This window comes from Paenibacillus sp. MAH-35, from assembly GCF_058135425.1.
On sequence record NZ_JBYUPU010000037.1, the window covers coordinates 55,383 to 71,030 of the forward strand.

At 52.8% G+C, this 15,648-nt stretch carries 17 protein-coding genes, 1 rRNA gene and 1 riboswitch; of the genes, 4 read left to right on the top strand and 14 right to left on the bottom strand.

The features are described 5' to 3' along the window. Positions 1–54: 54 nt before the first annotated feature. Complete coding sequence (locus AC3Y2E_RS27280; RefSeq protein ID WP_379216081.1) at positions 55–1,113, bottom strand: resuscitation-promoting factor; 1,059 nt, start codon at positions 1,111–1,113, stop codon at positions 55–57. Between the two features lie 349 nt (positions 1,114–1,462). Beyond that, positions 1,463–1,615: riboswitch (cyclic di-AMP (ydaO/yuaA leader) on the bottom strand. A 274-nt stretch (positions 1,616–1,889) separates the two neighbouring features. On the opposite strand from AC3Y2E_RS27280, the gene AC3Y2E_RS27285 reads away from it, so the two are divergent. Next, positions 1,890–2,636, top strand: coding sequence for an ABC transporter ATP-binding protein (locus tag AC3Y2E_RS27285; RefSeq protein WP_379216083.1), 747 nt, complete (start codon positions 1,890–1,892; stop codon positions 2,634–2,636). Then, positions 2,633–3,847 (top strand): ABC transporter permease, encoded by a 1,215-nt coding sequence (locus AC3Y2E_RS27290; RefSeq protein WP_379216085.1) that lies wholly within the window; start codon positions 2,633–2,635, stop codon positions 3,845–3,847. Before AC3Y2E_RS27285 ends, AC3Y2E_RS27290 begins: the two co-directional genes overlap by 4 nt. 112 nt (positions 3,848–3,959) lie before the next feature. On the opposite strand, the gene AC3Y2E_RS27295 is transcribed toward AC3Y2E_RS27290, so the two are convergent. Together AC3Y2E_RS27295 and AC3Y2E_RS27300 are read right to left on the bottom strand one after the other, a co-directional pair. Then, positions 3,960–4,727: a TatD family hydrolase gene (locus tag AC3Y2E_RS27295; protein WP_379216087.1), complete on the bottom strand. Its 768-nt coding sequence runs from the start codon at positions 4,725–4,727 to the stop codon at positions 3,960–3,962. 46 nt (positions 4,728–4,773) lie between these two features. Continuing rightward, on the bottom strand, positions 4,774–6,066 hold the full coding sequence (locus tag AC3Y2E_RS27300; protein ID WP_379216089.1) for an HD domain-containing protein: 1,293 nt from the start codon (positions 6,064–6,066) through the stop codon (positions 4,774–4,776). A gap of 433 nt (positions 6,067–6,499) precedes the next feature. Between AC3Y2E_RS27300 and AC3Y2E_RS27305 the strand changes: the two genes are divergently transcribed. Beyond that, positions 6,500–6,763 (top strand): AbrB/MazE/SpoVT family DNA-binding domain-containing protein, encoded by a 264-nt coding sequence (locus AC3Y2E_RS27305; RefSeq protein ID WP_110843775.1) that lies wholly within the window; start codon positions 6,500–6,502, stop codon positions 6,761–6,763. Positions 6,764–6,886: 123 nt separating this feature from the next. On the opposite strand, the gene rsmI is transcribed toward AC3Y2E_RS27305, so the two are convergent. The 10 genes from rsmI to AC3Y2E_RS27355 all read right to left on the bottom strand — a co-directional run bounded on the left by rsmI (position 6,887) and on the right by AC3Y2E_RS27355 (position 14,539). Then, on the bottom strand, positions 6,887–7,780 hold the full coding sequence (gene rsmI / locus AC3Y2E_RS27310; RefSeq protein WP_379216091.1) for a 16S rRNA (cytidine(1402)-2'-O)-methyltransferase: 894 nt from the start codon (positions 7,778–7,780) through the stop codon (positions 6,887–6,889). 32 nt (positions 7,781–7,812) lie between these two features. Then, on the bottom strand, positions 7,813–8,628 hold the full coding sequence (locus tag AC3Y2E_RS27315) for a tRNA1(Val) (adenine(37)-N6)-methyltransferase (RefSeq protein ID WP_379216093.1): 816 nt from the start codon (positions 8,626–8,628) through the stop codon (positions 7,813–7,815). Positions 8,629–8,719: 91 nt separating this feature from the next. Then, positions 8,720–9,076: a DNA replication initiation control protein YabA gene (gene yabA / locus AC3Y2E_RS27320; RefSeq protein WP_332075373.1), complete on the bottom strand. Its 357-nt coding sequence runs from the start codon at positions 9,074–9,076 to the stop codon at positions 8,720–8,722. A 69-nt stretch (positions 9,077–9,145) separates the two neighbouring features. Then, on the bottom strand, positions 9,146–9,949 hold the full coding sequence (locus tag AC3Y2E_RS27325) for a PSP1 domain-containing protein (RefSeq protein ID WP_190931637.1): 804 nt from the start codon (positions 9,947–9,949) through the stop codon (positions 9,146–9,148). 23 nt (positions 9,950–9,972) lie between these two features. Beyond that, positions 9,973–10,941 carry a DNA polymerase III subunit delta' gene (gene holB, locus AC3Y2E_RS27330; protein WP_379216096.1) on the bottom strand — a complete coding sequence of 323 codons (969 nt, stop codon included), beginning with the start codon at positions 10,939–10,941 and terminating at the stop codon, positions 9,973–9,975. A 20-nt stretch (positions 10,942–10,961) separates the two neighbouring features. After that, positions 10,962–11,408: a YaaR family protein gene (locus tag AC3Y2E_RS27335; protein ID WP_379216098.1), complete on the bottom strand. Its 447-nt coding sequence runs from the start codon at positions 11,406–11,408 to the stop codon at positions 10,962–10,964. A 34-nt stretch (positions 11,409–11,442) separates the two neighbouring features. Next, complete coding sequence (gene darA / locus AC3Y2E_RS27340; protein ID WP_190931634.1) at positions 11,443–11,772, bottom strand: cyclic di-AMP receptor DarA; 330 nt, start codon at positions 11,770–11,772, stop codon at positions 11,443–11,445. Between the two features lie 172 nt (positions 11,773–11,944). After that, the gene (gene tmk / locus AC3Y2E_RS27345; RefSeq protein ID WP_379216100.1) at positions 11,945–12,607 is read right to left on the bottom strand and encodes a dTMP kinase; all 663 of its coding nucleotides are present in this window, start codon (positions 12,605–12,607) and stop codon (positions 11,945–11,947) included. Positions 12,608–12,678: 71 nt separating this feature from the next. Then, positions 12,679–14,154 carry an aminotransferase class I/II-fold pyridoxal phosphate-dependent enzyme gene (locus AC3Y2E_RS27350; RefSeq protein WP_379216102.1) on the bottom strand — a complete coding sequence of 492 codons (1,476 nt, stop codon included), beginning with the start codon at positions 14,152–14,154 and terminating at the stop codon, positions 12,679–12,681. A gap of 208 nt (positions 14,155–14,362) precedes the next feature. Next, entirely contained in the window at positions 14,363–14,539 is a 177-nt protein-coding gene (locus AC3Y2E_RS27355) for a sigma factor G inhibitor Gin (RefSeq protein ID WP_379216109.1), read from the bottom strand. Between the two features lie 266 nt (positions 14,540–14,805). On the opposite strand from AC3Y2E_RS27355, the gene AC3Y2E_RS27360 reads away from it, so the two are divergent. Further along, positions 14,806–15,327 (top strand): hypothetical protein, encoded by a 522-nt coding sequence (locus AC3Y2E_RS27360; RefSeq protein ID WP_379216104.1) that lies wholly within the window; start codon positions 14,806–14,808, stop codon positions 15,325–15,327. 208 nt (positions 15,328–15,535) lie between these two features. Here AC3Y2E_RS27360 and AC3Y2E_RS27365 read toward each other — a convergent pair. Next, positions 15,536–15,648: ribosomal RNA gene (locus AC3Y2E_RS27365) — 23S ribosomal RNA — on the bottom strand; the annotation flags it as partial.

Sequence of the window (15,648 nt, forward strand, 5' to 3'; positions counted from 1 at the left end):
GGGTAATTGAATAATATATATAGGGCCGGAAGGCCCCGAAACTGCAGCGGAGCATTAATTATCTACCGGCTTTTCTTTGCCGATAATATAGACTTTGTATCCACGCTTCAGGCCGAAACGCTTGGCATAGTCGGGATTATCGAAGTAAACGTCGATTTTGTTGCCTTTGATAGCGCTGCCCGTATCTTCGGCGCGGCGCAGACCGATCCCTTCGATGTACACCCACCAGCCAATCGGGATGACTTTCGGATCGACCGCAATTGTACGTCCTTCACTTACCTTGGCGCCGGAAGACGTAATGCCGTATTGGGGGTGATCGCTGGTCTTGCCTGTTGAAGCAACATCCACGGAATAAGCGGTTAGCGTAACATTATTCAAAATTTGCTTGTAGCCGAATTTGACGTCGCCTTTCGCTACCTCATCGATATTCGGCGAAGAGGCGGACAAGACGACTACCGGATTTTTGGTTCCAAGCGCAACCACTTTAGTAACGCTTTCCTGTGCAACTTTCGTATCGACGACATTCTCAGCTACGAGCTCGCCGTCTTCGTATACCTTCTCGATCTTCTTCGCAAGTACGCCTTCTACGCCTTCCGATACAACCTGCTCCTTACCCTTGAGCAGATTGGGATCGTCTTGCTTGACCGTCTCGAACGGAATCGTTTCGGTCTGGTCTTCCACAACTTTGTGCACGCGGACAATCTGAATTTGAGAACCTTCCGTTACGGCTTCTTCCGCGGGTGGCGTCAGCTTGTCGAGTTCCCCGATCTCCATGCCGAGATCTTGCAGCGTCTGCTCTACGGTTTTGCCGACCGTGTATAACGTTTCGGTTCTGCCGTCAGCCGTGAGCTGCACCGGGATTGTATGCTGGATATGAAACTTATCGTTATGCTTCAACTCGGTACCAAGCACCGCCGAAACCCGGTCGTGCTCGCTTACCGGAATTTGCTGTTCCTCCAGAAGAGCGGACAATGTAGTTTGTCTCGTTTTTATGTGTTTCTCTTCCCCGTTTACCACTAACCCCACTTTTTTGATAGACGTGCCTTGCATGAGCAGCACGAACATCATTGTCATCACGATTGAAAACAAAGCGCCTACTAAGATCAAACGCAAGTTTCCATGCTTCCATCGCATTGCGAAAGACATGCTGGATGATCGCTTTACATGGGTTTCTCCGTTTTGAATAACGCCCACTTCTTCGGTCCTCCTTCATCAGCCTCGCCGTCGAGTGTTACGCATGACTAGAATTGACGTGACCTGGTTAAATTTGGATGATTCACGCTATTGCCATCGTGTTGTAAGGCTTCGGGCTACAATCGTTGACAGATCCGGTATGTTCTGTCCATGCAGGAATATTTTCGAATTGTGCGAAAATAAAAGCCGCGGCGAAGAGGTACTCTTCTCGCGGCGTTGAATCGAATGCTCATCCCATACTTGGGAGCGCATCAATGCCCGACAATCGTGCCTCTCTCTTCACGCTTACGAGGTTAGCTGCCGGGTTCGGACGCGAGAGTCGCCCTAATTGCACAGCGCCGCGAACGGCTTCGTGCAGTATTCACCCCATAGATAACTTGGTTCCCCCGTTTCCCTGTCGGAAACTCAGCGATGGGTAAGTCGATGGCGGTATGCGGTTAGAATCATTATGATCGTTATATTAAAGCCTTATGAAAAACCTGTAAAGAGGAAATAAATCCGATTTTCATGCGAAAAGGGGAAAAATCACCGAGAATTCACTTTTTTTATGCAACAAATCGTTGTTTTTCTTCGTCTAATTCTTTTATGCCGCTTTCTTCGTGTGCCAAACGCGAAAAGAAAGCGCTTTAACGTGATTTGCTCGAACAAAAATGTTATGATGTCCACAGGTAAAAGCTTACATGTGGAGGAACATTATGAAACCGTTTTTGCATATTCAGGGGATGTCCGGCGGCTACATCTGGAACCGGCCGGTCGTCCACGAACTCTCGTTTTCGATCGATTCCGGAGAGATGGTCGGGCTGATCGGATTAAACGGCGCAGGCAAAAGCACGACGATCAAACATATCCTCGGGCTGCTCGTCCCTCAGCAAGGAGAAGTTCGGGTGAACGGGCTCCGCGTGTCGGACAACGCCGAGAAGTACCGCGCCTCCTTTGCCTATGTGCCCGAAGCCCCCGAACTGTACGAGGAACTGACGATCCGCGAACATTTACGAATGACGGCTATGGCTTACGGACTCGATGAGACGCAGTTCAAACGCCGCTCGAAAACGCTCGCCGGCCAGTTCGACATGACCGAGAAGCTGGACTCCTTCCCTCAGACCTTGTCGAAGGGCATGCGTCAAAAAGTAATGATCATGAACGCATTTCTTGTCGAACCTCCGCTGTATGTCATCGACGAACCGTTCCTCGGACTCGATCCGCTCGGCATCCGGTCGCTGCTCGATCTGATGGTGGAGCGCAAACGGAACGGCGCCGCCTTCTTGATCAGCTCTCATATTTTGTCGACGCTTGAAACGTATTGCGACCGGTATGTCGTCCTTAACAGAGGGAGAATCGCGTCGAAAGGGACGCTCGACGAGCTGCGCCGGAGCGCCGGGGCTGTCCCCGATACAACGCTCGACGACGTATTTTATACGCTAGTAAAAGGGGGACCGACATGAACCCCGCAGCCGCTTTATGGAAAAACCGGTTGTCGGCCCATCTGAAGATCGTGTCGCGGTATACGGCATATGCCGGGCAAAGTGGATTTTTCCTGTTTCTCCTGATCGCGTTCATCGCCTCCTCCTATTTTTACGGCAAAGCTCTTGGACGCATACCGGAAACGTTCCCGTATGCAATCGTCATCGCTTTATGGCTGACGCCTTTTATCGCAGTTAGCCCGATCCGGACGCTGTTGCGGGAAGCGGATCTGATCTTTCTCCTGCCGATGGAAGCCCGGATGGGACCGTACTTCCGGGGCGCGATGCTGTACAGCTACTTGTCTCAATCGTTCCTTTTGATCGTCGCTTTTTCAGCGAGCATGCCGCTGTACCGGCACGGATACGGGGAGAACGCCCAGCCGTTCCTCGCTCTGCTGTTGTTCGTGCTGGCGCTGAAATTCGCCAACATGCTCGGAGCTTGGATGGAAAGCACCTTCGTACGGACCGGCCACAGAGCCTGCTTCCGGATCTGCAGATTTGCAGCCGATGCGGTCATCTTGTACACCTTGTACCGGTACGAAATCTTAGCCGCTTCCATCGTCCTCCTGGCGGCCATCGGCGCTGCCGCGCTCTGGGCTCGTCTGTCCCGCCGGATTCCCGTCAATTGGCCGTATTTAAGGAGAAAAGAAGCCGGTCACCGGCTGACGATGCTGTTATTTTTCAACGGGTTCATCGATGTGGAAGAACTGCCGAGCCGGGTGAAGCCCCGCCGGTTTCTGTCCGGATTAGCCGGGCTCGTACCGTTCCGCGCGTCTAACGCCTTCCGGTACTTGTACTCGCTTACGCTGCTGCGCTCCGAACTGTTCGGCATCACGATGAGAATCACGCTGCTCGCGGTCATCATCCTGCTGTTCGCGGAAAGTCCGTTTACGTTCGCCGTTGTATACGTGCTGTTCCAAGTGATGACGAACGTACAGCTGTCGACACTGGGACGATACCACCGGCATTCCGTCTGGACCGCGCTATATCCGATTCCCGGCACGTTGCGCCGTCCTTCGGCCGCCCGGATCGCGTTCACAGCCCAGCTCGTCCAGATCGCGATCATGACGCTGCCCTTGTTCCGGCCAGCTGTATTCACAATATGGCTGCTGGCTCTCCCGCTCCTCGGCGTTTCGCTTGCCTGGATATTCCGGATGCGAGGCACCCGGGCGGCCTCCGGTCATTCCGAATAAATCCAGCAAGCGCAAGTTAACATTAAAAATCCCCGCCGCTGCAACCGGCACGCTTTTCGAGCGTTCTCCGGTTGCAGCGACGGGGATTTATATTTTTTCGTAAAAAATCGGATCAGGGGAGACGGAACAGCCGTGTCGCATTTTCTGACGTGATCCTGGCAAGCTCCTCGAACGAAATGCCTAGTATATCCGCCGCCGCTTCCGCAACCAGTTTCACATATCCGGTCTCATTCCGTTTTCCCCGGAAAGGGTGCGGGGTCAAATACGGCGCATCGGTTTCGACAAGCAGCCGGTCAAGCGGCACCTGAGCAAGCACTTCCTTCGGCTGTTTCGCGTTTTTGTACGTAATCGGCCCCCCGAACGAAATATAAAAGTTCATATCGAGGCACAGCTTGGCCGTCTCCCAACTGCCGGAAAAGCAGTGCATGACGCCTCCGACATCCTCCGCTTTTTCTTCCCGGAGCAATTGAACGACGTCGTGATGAGCGTCCCGGTTATGGATGACGATCGGCATGCCAAGCTTTCTGGCGAGCCGGATCTGTTCCCGGAATACGCGGTGCTGCACCTCTTTGGGAGACGTGTCCCAGTAATAGTCCAGCCCGATCTCACCGATCGCCACCACTTTGTCCCGGGAACATAACTGCTCAATCCAATCCAGATCTTCCGGCTTCATATCGAGCGCATCTGTCGGATGCCACCCCACCGCCGTATATATAAAGTCGTACCGCTCGGTCAATTCTAGCGAGGTCGGTATCGTCTCCCGGTTAAAGCCGATGTTGATCATCCGGCTGACCCCCTGCTCGCGGGCGCGCTCGATGACTTGATCCCGGTCCTCGTCAAACTGGCTTGCATTCATATGCGTGTGCGTATCGGTAAGCATATATCCATCCTTCCAAAAACAATGATATTCGAGACCTTTTCTACTATTATACCCCGTCCAAGCCGAGCATTTTCCGGATGCTGCTAGGGAGCGCCGACGCTCTGTCCCGGACAAGCTCCTCGGGGTAATAAATATGCTGCTTCCCTCTATGAATTCCGCTGATCGAGCGGATGATATCCGACTTTCGCAATATTTCCGTAAGCCCTTCCTGATCGCTTAACAACAGGATCGGCAAGCTTTCTTCTTCGTCTCCGGGCCGGTATACGTCGTAGGGCATGTCGGTGATGGAGTCAATCTCCAGATAAAAGTCCGGATCGATGCCGGCCGCAGCAAGCCGGGACCGCAGTTCCCGCTCGAGGGGCTCGTCCCAGGCGTCGGTTGCGGTATATTTAAACAGCCGTCTGTGCAGGAACCGTTCGCACAAATCCGACAGGATCGGGTCCTGTTCCTTGCTCCATTGCATAATGGTCATTTGGATATAAGACTCGTCGAGCTCCAAATATTCGCCGATCGACAAGTTGTTCTCCAGCAGTCCTACAAGCGGCCCCATCAAAAATCGAAACGGGTAGCTGTCCCCATAAAGCCGCTTTGCTCTTTCGAATATTTTACGGAGCCCAATTTCCGAGCTGCGCGTAACCGGATGAAAGTAAACCTGCCAGTACATCTGGTAACGCGACATCAGGTAATCCTCGATCGCGTGCATGCCGCTTTCCTTCACCACGATATGGCCCCGGTGCGGCCGAATGACGCGAAGAATGCGTTCCATGTCGAATGTTCCATAGTGGACCCCGGTAAAATAAGCATCGCGAAGCAAATAATCCATCCGATCGGCGTCCAATTGGCTGGAGATGAGACTGACTACGATTTCTTTCTCGTACGATTTGCAGATGACTTCAGACACTTTGCGCGGAAGTTCCGGATCAGCCTCCGACAGCACGCGGTTTACCTCGGTATCTCCGAGCACCAGCTTGCAGGTCCACTCTTCATGATGGGTGCCGAACACTTTTTCGACCGAATGCGAGAATGGACCGTGCCCGATATCGTGAAGAAGCGCGGAGCACAAGCACAACAGCCGCTCCTCGCTCGGCCAATCGGCGTATCCGTTCCGTTCGAATTGGGAGATGATGCGCCGGGCCACTTCGTAGACGCCAAGAGAGTGCGAGAAGCGGCTGTGCTCCGCGCCGTGAAACGTCATGAACGAAGTTCCCAGCTGGCGAATCCGGCGAAGCCGCTGGAACTCTTTCGTATTGATCAGATTCCAGATCGTCTCATCCTGGACGTAGATGTATTTGTGCACCGGGTCTTTAAACACTTTTTCTTCGCGCAATTGGCGGGGCATACCCAACCCTCCCGTACTTGAATTTTGCAGAAATAATCGCTGTTGTTGGTTCTCTTCAAGTATATACCAATATCGGGCAAATCACCTACCGGAAAGGTTTCGAGCCGCCTTGACAAACGCAGGGAAATTGTCGCCGAAGTTCGACATAATGCCGCAAAATTGTCGAATAATATTAAATTTTTGACAGTCAAATCTCGCGAAAAACTGACAACTTCCGCTCTATCTTTACATGGAATGTAAGGTATTTACTTCCACGAGGACTGCGAAAATACCCAGTGTTATCAGCACCTTCTATGTCAACAACAATAATTTGCGCGCGCCAAATCACGTTCAGGAGCCCCAAATTCGGTTGACTGTTATGGGAATGGTTGGTATGATTAATAGTGAAAAGAATGTCGAATAATGACGAATTAATTTGGGAGGAGAAATACACATGATGAAGTCCACTGGTATTGTCCGAAAGGTTGATGAGCTCGGGCGTGTCGTGATTCCAATAGAGCTTCGCCGTACTTTGGGAATCGGGGAGAAAGATGCGCTTGAGATTTACGTAGATGGCGAACGGATCATGCTTAAGAAATATGAACCGGCTTGTATCTTTACAGGGAACGCTGACAACCTGGTTTACTTCAAAGGTAAAATGATCAGCAAAGAATGTTTGGCCGAACTCGCAGAAATTTATAAATCTATGACAAATTAAAAGACAAAATCGAAATTATAGGTTATAATAGGAATACGAACATTGTTAATTCTAACCTTTATATATCTCCTCTACATCCCCAAGCGTATTGTGATGGCATACGCATGGGGATCTTTTTTTATTTTACTTTTCAAGCAGCGCATTGTAGATGTCCCGCTTGCTTACTTTTCGGTCTGCGGCCGCCCGTTTCATCGCTTCTTTCTTATCCCCGGTTTCCCTCTCGTACTTCGCTACATGCTCCGCGACGGATAACCCTGTCCACCAATCTCCCGCTTCGCCTGATCCGCTTGCCGGGTCCACCCCGTTCCGGTCCACGACCAGACAATATTCTCCCTTAGGCTCCCTCTCCTGCAAGATGTCCAGGCATTCACCGAACGAGCCCCTCATCACCTCTTCGTATCTCTTAGTCAGCTCCCGAACTACCGCGATCGGGTGATCTCCCCATACTTCGCGCATCACCTCGAGCGTTTTCGTTATCCGATGCGGAGATTCATAGAAAATCAGGGTGGCGGGCACGGAACGAAGCTGCTCCAGCTCTTCCTTCAGCTTCTTGCGCTCCCTGGGGAGAAAACCCGCAAACAAAAACCGTTCCGTCGGAAGACCCGATATAATCAAGGCAGACAGCGCCGCATTCGCACCAGGTACCGGCACGACATCGATACCGGCCTCTATGGCCAGACACACCAGGTCATAACCCGGGTCGGAAATGGCCGGCATTCCGGCATCGCTCACCAGAGCGATCGATTGCCCCTCTTCCATCATCCGGACGAGCTCCGGTCCGCTTGCCCGCTTGTTATGCTCGTGATAGCTGACCAGGCGCGTCGGAATCTCAAAGTGAGTAAGCAGCTTGCGCGTTTGCCGGGTATCCTCGGCGGCGATGCAGCCCACCTCTTTCAAGATGCGGATGGCGCGGAACGTCATGTCCTCCAGATTGCCGATCGGCGTCGCCACCAGATACAGCTTCCCCGGCCCGGGATGTCCCTCCCCGCTGTTCCTATTGCGGTTATTCACAGTCAAAATCAATCCCTCCGATACGTTGGCTAGCTTCCTTATAAAGGTATCTCACCTTTACCCGTCTCCACCTGCTGACGTTCCAGATCCGGTTCATCCGTTCCGAGCCTGTCGCTTCGTCCGTAATAAACGTCGAGCAGCTCCCGGCAATACTGGCTCCCCTCGTAGACGATAAGCGGAGGGAGCACCCGAAGCTCCGGCTTCCCGTCGCGAACCGCTTCGATCAGTACGATATTCGCTTCCTCGCCCTCCCTCGGATGAACAAGCCGCATCCGTTTCGGCTCCAGCCGGTGCTGTCTCATTCCGCACACGATCTCGGCAAGCCGGGAGGGGCGGTGCACCATCGCTACTTTGCCGCCGGTCCGGACGAGCCGGCTGCATGCGGCCAGTACGTCGTCCAGTGTACAGTAGATCTCATGACGGGCCGCCGCTATATGCGGGTTCGTCTTTAAATCTCCGGAGGCAACCGGCAAGTACGGGGGATTCACCGTCACCATGTCGAATTTCCCATACCCCAGCGACAAGTGTACCGCTTTCAGATCGTCCTGCACGATGCGAATCCGTTCCTCCAAGCCGTTCAACCGCATGTTGCGGACGGCCATGTCGGCCAACCTCTCCTGAATTTCCACACCCACTATATCCGCCTTTGTTCGCGTCGAGAGCAGCAGAGGGATAACGCCGTTACCTGTACAAAGATCGGCGACCCGCCCGCGAGGCGGCACGGTGCAAAACCGGCCCAGCAGAACCGCATCCAGCGAGAAGCTGAACACGTCATCGCTTTGAATGATTCGGATATCGTGTGTCAGCAAGTCGTCCAAACGTTCCCCGGGTCTGATGTCCACATGTCGGTCCATGACTTACGCTCCCTTCTCCAGAAAAAACCGCAGAGCGGCTCATCCGGCAGCTGATTCCCGCCGTCTTTTGCACTCCACGGTCCATCTCGGTTTATTTGTTTAGAAACGACAAGCAGAACAAGCAATCTTTCTCCGTTCTCAAATGTCCGTAATGCACATTGCATATATGAAACCCTTCTTGATACAGCCGGGCCAAATTATCATAACCTTCACCGACGATTGGAGCTTCTTTGGCCGCTTTATCCGTCTGCTCCTGCTCCTGGACAATCTCGGGCGGCTCCGGGTCACGCCGCAGCAGCTTGCGCAGCTGCTGGTTTTCAATCGTAAGTCTTTTGTTCTCTTCCAGCAGTTGGACGATTTCCTGCTTCAATTCTCCGATGTATTGATGAATCCCGCCCACCTGATCTTCCAATTGCTGCATATGCGTAAACAGATCTTTTTTCTCCACGTCCGCACCCCAGTGCCAACTATACTTCAAGCGGGCCGATTAGGTCTGGCCCGCCGTGTCATGTATCGGCTAATCTTGTTCTACGACATCGTCGCAAGGCATGAACTCTACTTTACCGGTATCGAACAATTGAACTTTGATCGTGCGATTCTCCACATTCAGGCCAACCACTTTTCCGTTGCCCATCGACGTGATGACGACGCTGCCGACCCGAGGCATCTCCTGCTTGCCGCTTTCGTACTGGTCGTGCTCATACTTCAGGCAGCACATCAGCCGGCCGCACAAACCGGAAATTTTCGTCGGATTCAGCGATAAATTTTGATCCTTCGCCATCTTGATCGAAACCGGCTCGAAATCTCCGAGAAAGGAGGAGCAGCACAGAATGCGCCCGCATGGGCCGATGCCGCCCAGCATCTTCGCTTCGTCGCGAACTCCGATCTGGCGAAGCTCGATCCGTGTCCGGAATATGCCGGCCAGGTCTTTAACCAGCTCCCGGAAGTCAATCCGGCCTTCGGCTGTGAAGTAAAAAATAATTTTGTTGCGGTCAAACGTATATTCCACGTCCACCAGCTTCATCTTCAGCTGATGCTCCCGAATTTTGTCCTGGCAAGTAACCATCGCATTTCTGGCTGCATTTTTGTTCTCATCGACAAGTTTGGCATCGGATATGTCCGCAACTCGTATGACGCGCTTCAATGGAAGTACGACATCCGATTCGCCGACGGTGCGTCTGCCGATCACGACTTTTCCGTATTCGACTCCGCGCGCCGTTTCCACGATTACCGCGTCGTCTTGCTGTATAGGAAGATCCGAGGGATCGAAATAATACACTTTGCCCGCTTTTTTGAAACGGACTCCTACGACACTATACACCTGCTCCCCCCCTGAGTAAAACATTATTTCACTCCGATCAGGAACTGCTCCAAAACAAGCTGAGCGTTAGCGTTGGATCGAAGCCGCTTGCGCGCCTCTACGGCACGTTCCATGCAACTGATCCAACCGTCGGCGTCCCGGGTAAAAGCTTGCTTGGCCAGCCAGTCCGCCTGATCTATATAAACAATGCTTCGTTTTCTGCCGAACGATACATGAATGAGATCTTTGTACCATAATATAATCATATCGAACAAGGTGTCCAAATGATCGGCTACTTCGGACTTTATAACCTTCTGCTGAACGGATACGACAAACGGCTGTTTGCTTGCCACATCCTTCATCAATTGTATCATCACGTTTCTCGTTTCTGCAAACCAATTTATTTGGATAAGCGATCGGGCCGCCTCCAGCCCGGAGGCGAGATGGACTGCGGGGTGCACAAGCTCGGCCTGAAGCCCTTCGGCCAGGAGCGCACCCTTCATCTGATCCGGTGGCAGCGGCAGGAACGGAACCCATTGCGCACGGGATTGGATGGTCGGCAGCAGGGCTTGTCCGTTCTCGGTAATCAGGATCGCGATCGACGGAGTCTGCGGCTCCTCCAGAAACTTGAGCAGGCTGTTCGCCGCCTGAACCGTCATCCTGTCGGCTTCGTTCAGTACATAAACCTTAGTCCCGGATGAAGACGAACGATAAGCGAACTGCTGCTGAAGCGTACGAATCTGATCGATCTTGATACTCGCTCCGTCAGGCTCCACCCAAGTCAGATCGGGGTGGTTGCCGTGCGCCAGCTTCCGGCACTCCAGACATTCGCCGCAAGCTTCGTCGGAGCCGCGCGTACAGAACAATGCGGCCACGAACGCTCTCGCCATCTCTTTGCGTCCGCTGCCGAGCGGTCCGGCGAATATATAAGCATGGGACAGTTTGTCCAGACGCAAGCCGTTTTGCAGCAAGCGCTTGGCCCTCTCCTGTCCCGGTATCGATTGAAAGTTCATAATCACTCTCTCCATGAAAGCTAGTAAAACAGATTGATCAGCATCCCGCGGATTTCTCCGACTTTGCTCAGAAGCTCGATCTTGCCTTCTTCCGTATCGAGCATCTCGTCCGCCATCCCGATCAGGTGCTGATCGATTTCGTCCAGCAGCTTATATCGTTTGCCGCGCCCGCGGCGGTCCCATCCGGTCGTATCCTTAATACCGATCCCTTTGCGTACGGTTTTCTCCAGAAACTGCTTAACCAGCAGCTTATAGGCACGCAGTTCGCGAACCGTCATCGATTTGCTCAGACGCTCGCCCTGCAGTTGAATTTGTTGAAGCATCCGGTTCAATTGCTCGGCATCCGCTTTCCCGTCTTGCTGATTCAGCATATCGGAGAAATTTTTGGGTGCGATCGGGGTCGATGCCGGACCATCGCTCATTTGGATCGGTTTCCCGAACGGGCGCCAGCCGGGATTGATTTTCACGACGTCTAGTTCCTTCCTTTATATACGTAGTAACTTAGAAATGCTCAAAACGTTCTACAGGAAGAACGAACACGGCTGCTCCGCCAACTTGCACTTCGACCGGGAACGGGATGTAAGAATCCGTCGTGCCTCCCATAGGCGACACCGGCGTTACCAGTTGGTCGCGTACTTTGCAGTTCGCTTTAATAACATGGAACACTTCATGAATTCGTTCATCTTCAATCCCGATCATAAACGTCGTATTGCCGGCCTTCAGAAAACCGCCGGTACTGGCCAGCTTCGTCGCACGAAATCCTTCCTTAACCAGTGCATTCGACAACCGGTTGCTGTCTTTATCCTGTACTACCGCGATTACCAGTTTCATGTGCAATCCCTCCTCTGATCGATTGTTAGGCACCGTCCGTATGCGTATTATACCACATTTTACAGAAAACGTTTACAAGGCGTACGGATGCGCCTGTTTGGCAAATCATACCGCGGACCCAACCAACCATTCGACAGGATGAGCCCTTCTTTCGAAGGGGCACATCACTTTATTATACACTATTTTGCTTGGTAGTGTTCCTGCTGCGCAATCGATCCGTTACGACATCCGACAAGGCACGGACGACATCCGACTCCGATTGATCGGCGTCGACGCGGATGATCCGGTCCGGGAACCGTTCGAGAAGCTGTCGGTATCCGGCTCTGACCCGTTCATGAAACGAAAGAGCTTCCAGATCAAGCCGATTGACTTCGCGCTCCCGATTGGCATGAATGCGGGCTAACCCTACTTCAGGCGATACGTCGAGAAATAAAGTAAGGTCGGGCATCGTTCCATCGATGGCAAACCGGTTGATATCGAATATTTCGTCTATACCGAGTCCGCGGGCATAACCTTGGTACGCAAGACTGCTATCGATGAACCGGTCGCACAGCACCGCCTTCCCGGCCTGCAAAGCCGGCCTTACTTTCTCTACCAGGTGCTGACGCCTCGCGGCCGCATACAGCAGCGCTTCCGTTCTTCCATCCATCGTGACGTTGTTTTTGTCCAATATAACTTCACGGATTTGCTCCGCAATCGCAATACCGCCGGGCTCCCGGGTAACGACGACTTCATACCCCGCCTGCATCAATACTTGTTCGATCGAGCGAATCGCCGTCGTCTTGCCTGCACCTTCTCCGCCTTCAACCGTTACGAAAAATCCAGTAGTAGTCACGATCTGTTCTCCCATGGTAAGCATTTTCGCCATTCTTATACATTCGCTATTACATCTTCCATTTCCTGCCCTTATCTTATGTTAACAATTTGAATCGTTCGAAGCTTCGGGTCGGCAGCCCCTTGGAATTTCGCGCCTTTGTAGGCCAGCTCGGTTAAAACACGAACACTCTGTTCCGTGATCCGCTCGCCAGGATATAAGATCGGAATCCCCGGCGGGTAGGGAATAATCATCTCCCCCGATACGAATCCCGACGCCTCGGATACCGGTACCGCGCTCAAGTGTCCCGGCTTGGCCATACGGAACGGAACCGGCTCGGACACCCCTGTCCCTGTCTCATACGTCTCCGCACGGTCGGCCGGGAGGTGCTCTCCCTTGCTGCTATTCAGCTTATTTGCCAAGTCGAAATCGGCAGCGATTTGCTCCAGTCCCGCCAACAGAGCGTCGATCTCCGACTTCTGTACAGACAGGCTGAACACGAGCAGCACATGCCTGGGGTCGGCCATCTCGCACATCAGCCCCCTGCCCTCCAACTGCCGGCGGAGCATGAAACCGTCGAGCGTCCCGGTAACGTCGGATACAGTCACCTTAAACGGGTCCTTCGATTCGTATGCGGCCGAAGGCGATGCTTGGAGAGTCCGGTACCACGGCCACCGCCGAATCGCCAGCTCCAACCGTTCTAGTTCTTGCAGGCTGCGGCTGATCCAACCTGTTCCTTCCGTATGAAGCAGACGCCGGCTCGCATCCAGCGAAGCCATAATGGGATAGGAAGGGCTGGAGCTTTGCAGCATGGCGAGACGCTGCTTCAGCAGCTCGCGGTCGACCCGCGGGCCTTGAACATGGAGCATGGCACCCATCGTGAGAGCTGTCAGCATTTTATGAGTCGACTGGATCACTACATCCGCTCCTCCGGCTAGTGCCGACTGGGGAAGATCCGGATGAAAGCCGTAATGCGCACCGTGAGCTTCATCCACGACAAGAGGCTTGCCGTATGCATGCACCAAGTCCGCAAGCTTCGTCAAGTCGATCCCCATCCCGTAATAATTCGGATTGGTCACAATGACCCCTGTCGCCTCCGGATACTGCTGCAAAGCCGTCTCCACATCGTGCAGCCGAACGCCTGCCGGCAATTCGGAAGCCTCGTCGCAGAGCGGCTGTACAAAAACCGCGCGGGCGCCGGCAAGCATCAACCCGTGCAGAATCGACTTATGCACATTTCTTTGAACGATAACGATATCGTCAGGCGAGCATAGGGTTAACACAGCCGCCAAGTTGCCTACCGTGCTCCCGTTTACGAGAAAAAACGTCGCTTCGGCGCCAAAGCATTGTGCAGCCAGCTGTTGCGCCTGAAGAATCGGTCCTTCCGGGTCGTGAAGGTCGTCCAGTCCGGTTAATTCGGTCAAATCAATTTTCATAATATCCTGAAAAATATAAGCTTCCGGCTGCAGCCCTCTTCCGGAGCGGTGTCCGGGTACGTGAAAGCCGGTTTCATAGTTGCTGCTATGGGTCAAAAGCGCCTCCAGTAACGGCGCATCCTCGCGTTTCATAGGTTTTGCCTCCTCCTGCCGCTATACATTAACCATACAGGATCAAGGAGCCAAAAAGCAAAAAAAGGCCTGCCCCTCGCCGGAAGACCTTTTGAAACATACAGCTTTTAACAAACCCTCTCAGCCCGATACCTTGGGCCTGTACGTACCCCTGGACGAAGCGTCTCTCCGGCCAAAGGCCACGGCAACTTGATCGCTTCGGTTAGGCCTAAGCGTTCATTTTATACCATATTTTGTTCATCCGATGAATGAAGAACGGATATTTGGCATCCAATACATCCGTCTGGACCATCTCCGATTCGCAAGCGTCGCATATAAATTCCGAACAAATCATGATCCCTTCTGGCTTCGGCTGGTCGCATATGATACAAGTGTAGGTTTTCATTTCCTCTTGTTCCACTCGGTTCACCCGCCTTTTCTCTACCAGTATGCCACAAAATCGAATCTCGTAAACTAGAGTTACCCGGATTTTCGAGAAAAAAACAGTCCCTGTTCAAACCAATCGCGGATGGTAAGATAAAGTATGTGGGAACTGGGCGAATGGTTCCATTGTTATCGCGTTCCTTATATAATAGAAAGGAAATCTTTTCGAAGATCTTGTCATCGCGTACTTGCAGAAGCAGCGAACCGTCAGCCGGGAGGTATATTTACTTGCATCGCTTGGATAAAGAAGCAACGGTCTATAACTACAAATTAGTCAAACGCATACGCCACCGCCCCCTGCCGCTGCTGCTCTACGGGGTATTACCGCTTTCTGCGGCACTTTATCTGGCTGTAGCCGTATCGGCTTGGAGCTTGCTGTGGATGGCCGGCGGGATCGTGCTGATCCCGCTTATGCTCTGTGGTTTGACCTCCTTGTATTTGAAATATCTCGGTTCCGGCCAGCGCGGCTCCTGGTCGTTCGACGTTCGTCCGCCCTGGTTTGGTTTGATCCCGGGAGAGTATGCCCCGCTTGGCGGTTTTATTCGTATTCACCGTCAGCTGTTCTGGATCGGGCTTGCCGTTCTCGGCTGTTTGTATCCGTGGGTTCCCTTGCCTTACTGGCTCTCGCTTCTCGCCACACATATCTGGTACATGCTCCCGCAAATGTGGATCATCTTTTTGTTGAAGCGCGCTGGAAAGCCGGGACTTCTCAAAATTACCCGGAACGATACTTCGTTCTACATGGAATAGCCCGGAGATGCTCCGGGTTTTTTCGTGCGGACCGGATAGACGGGGAATGGTTGCGTAGGAAAACAAAAAAACCACGTCATGAATGCGTGGTTTTTAGCAATGAATAAAGAGTTTATTCCCTGAAAACTGAATGCGAACCGAAGAAGAGAGAGATTGAAACGTTACCTCAAGGGCTCTTGAGGCCTCCACGAAGGTTCGTGGAGTATTGTAGGATAAGCCCTCGACCGATTAGTATTCGTCAGCTCCACACATTGCTGCGCTTCCACCCCGAACCTATCAACCTGGTCGTCTACCAGGGGTCTTACGAATTGGGAAATCTCA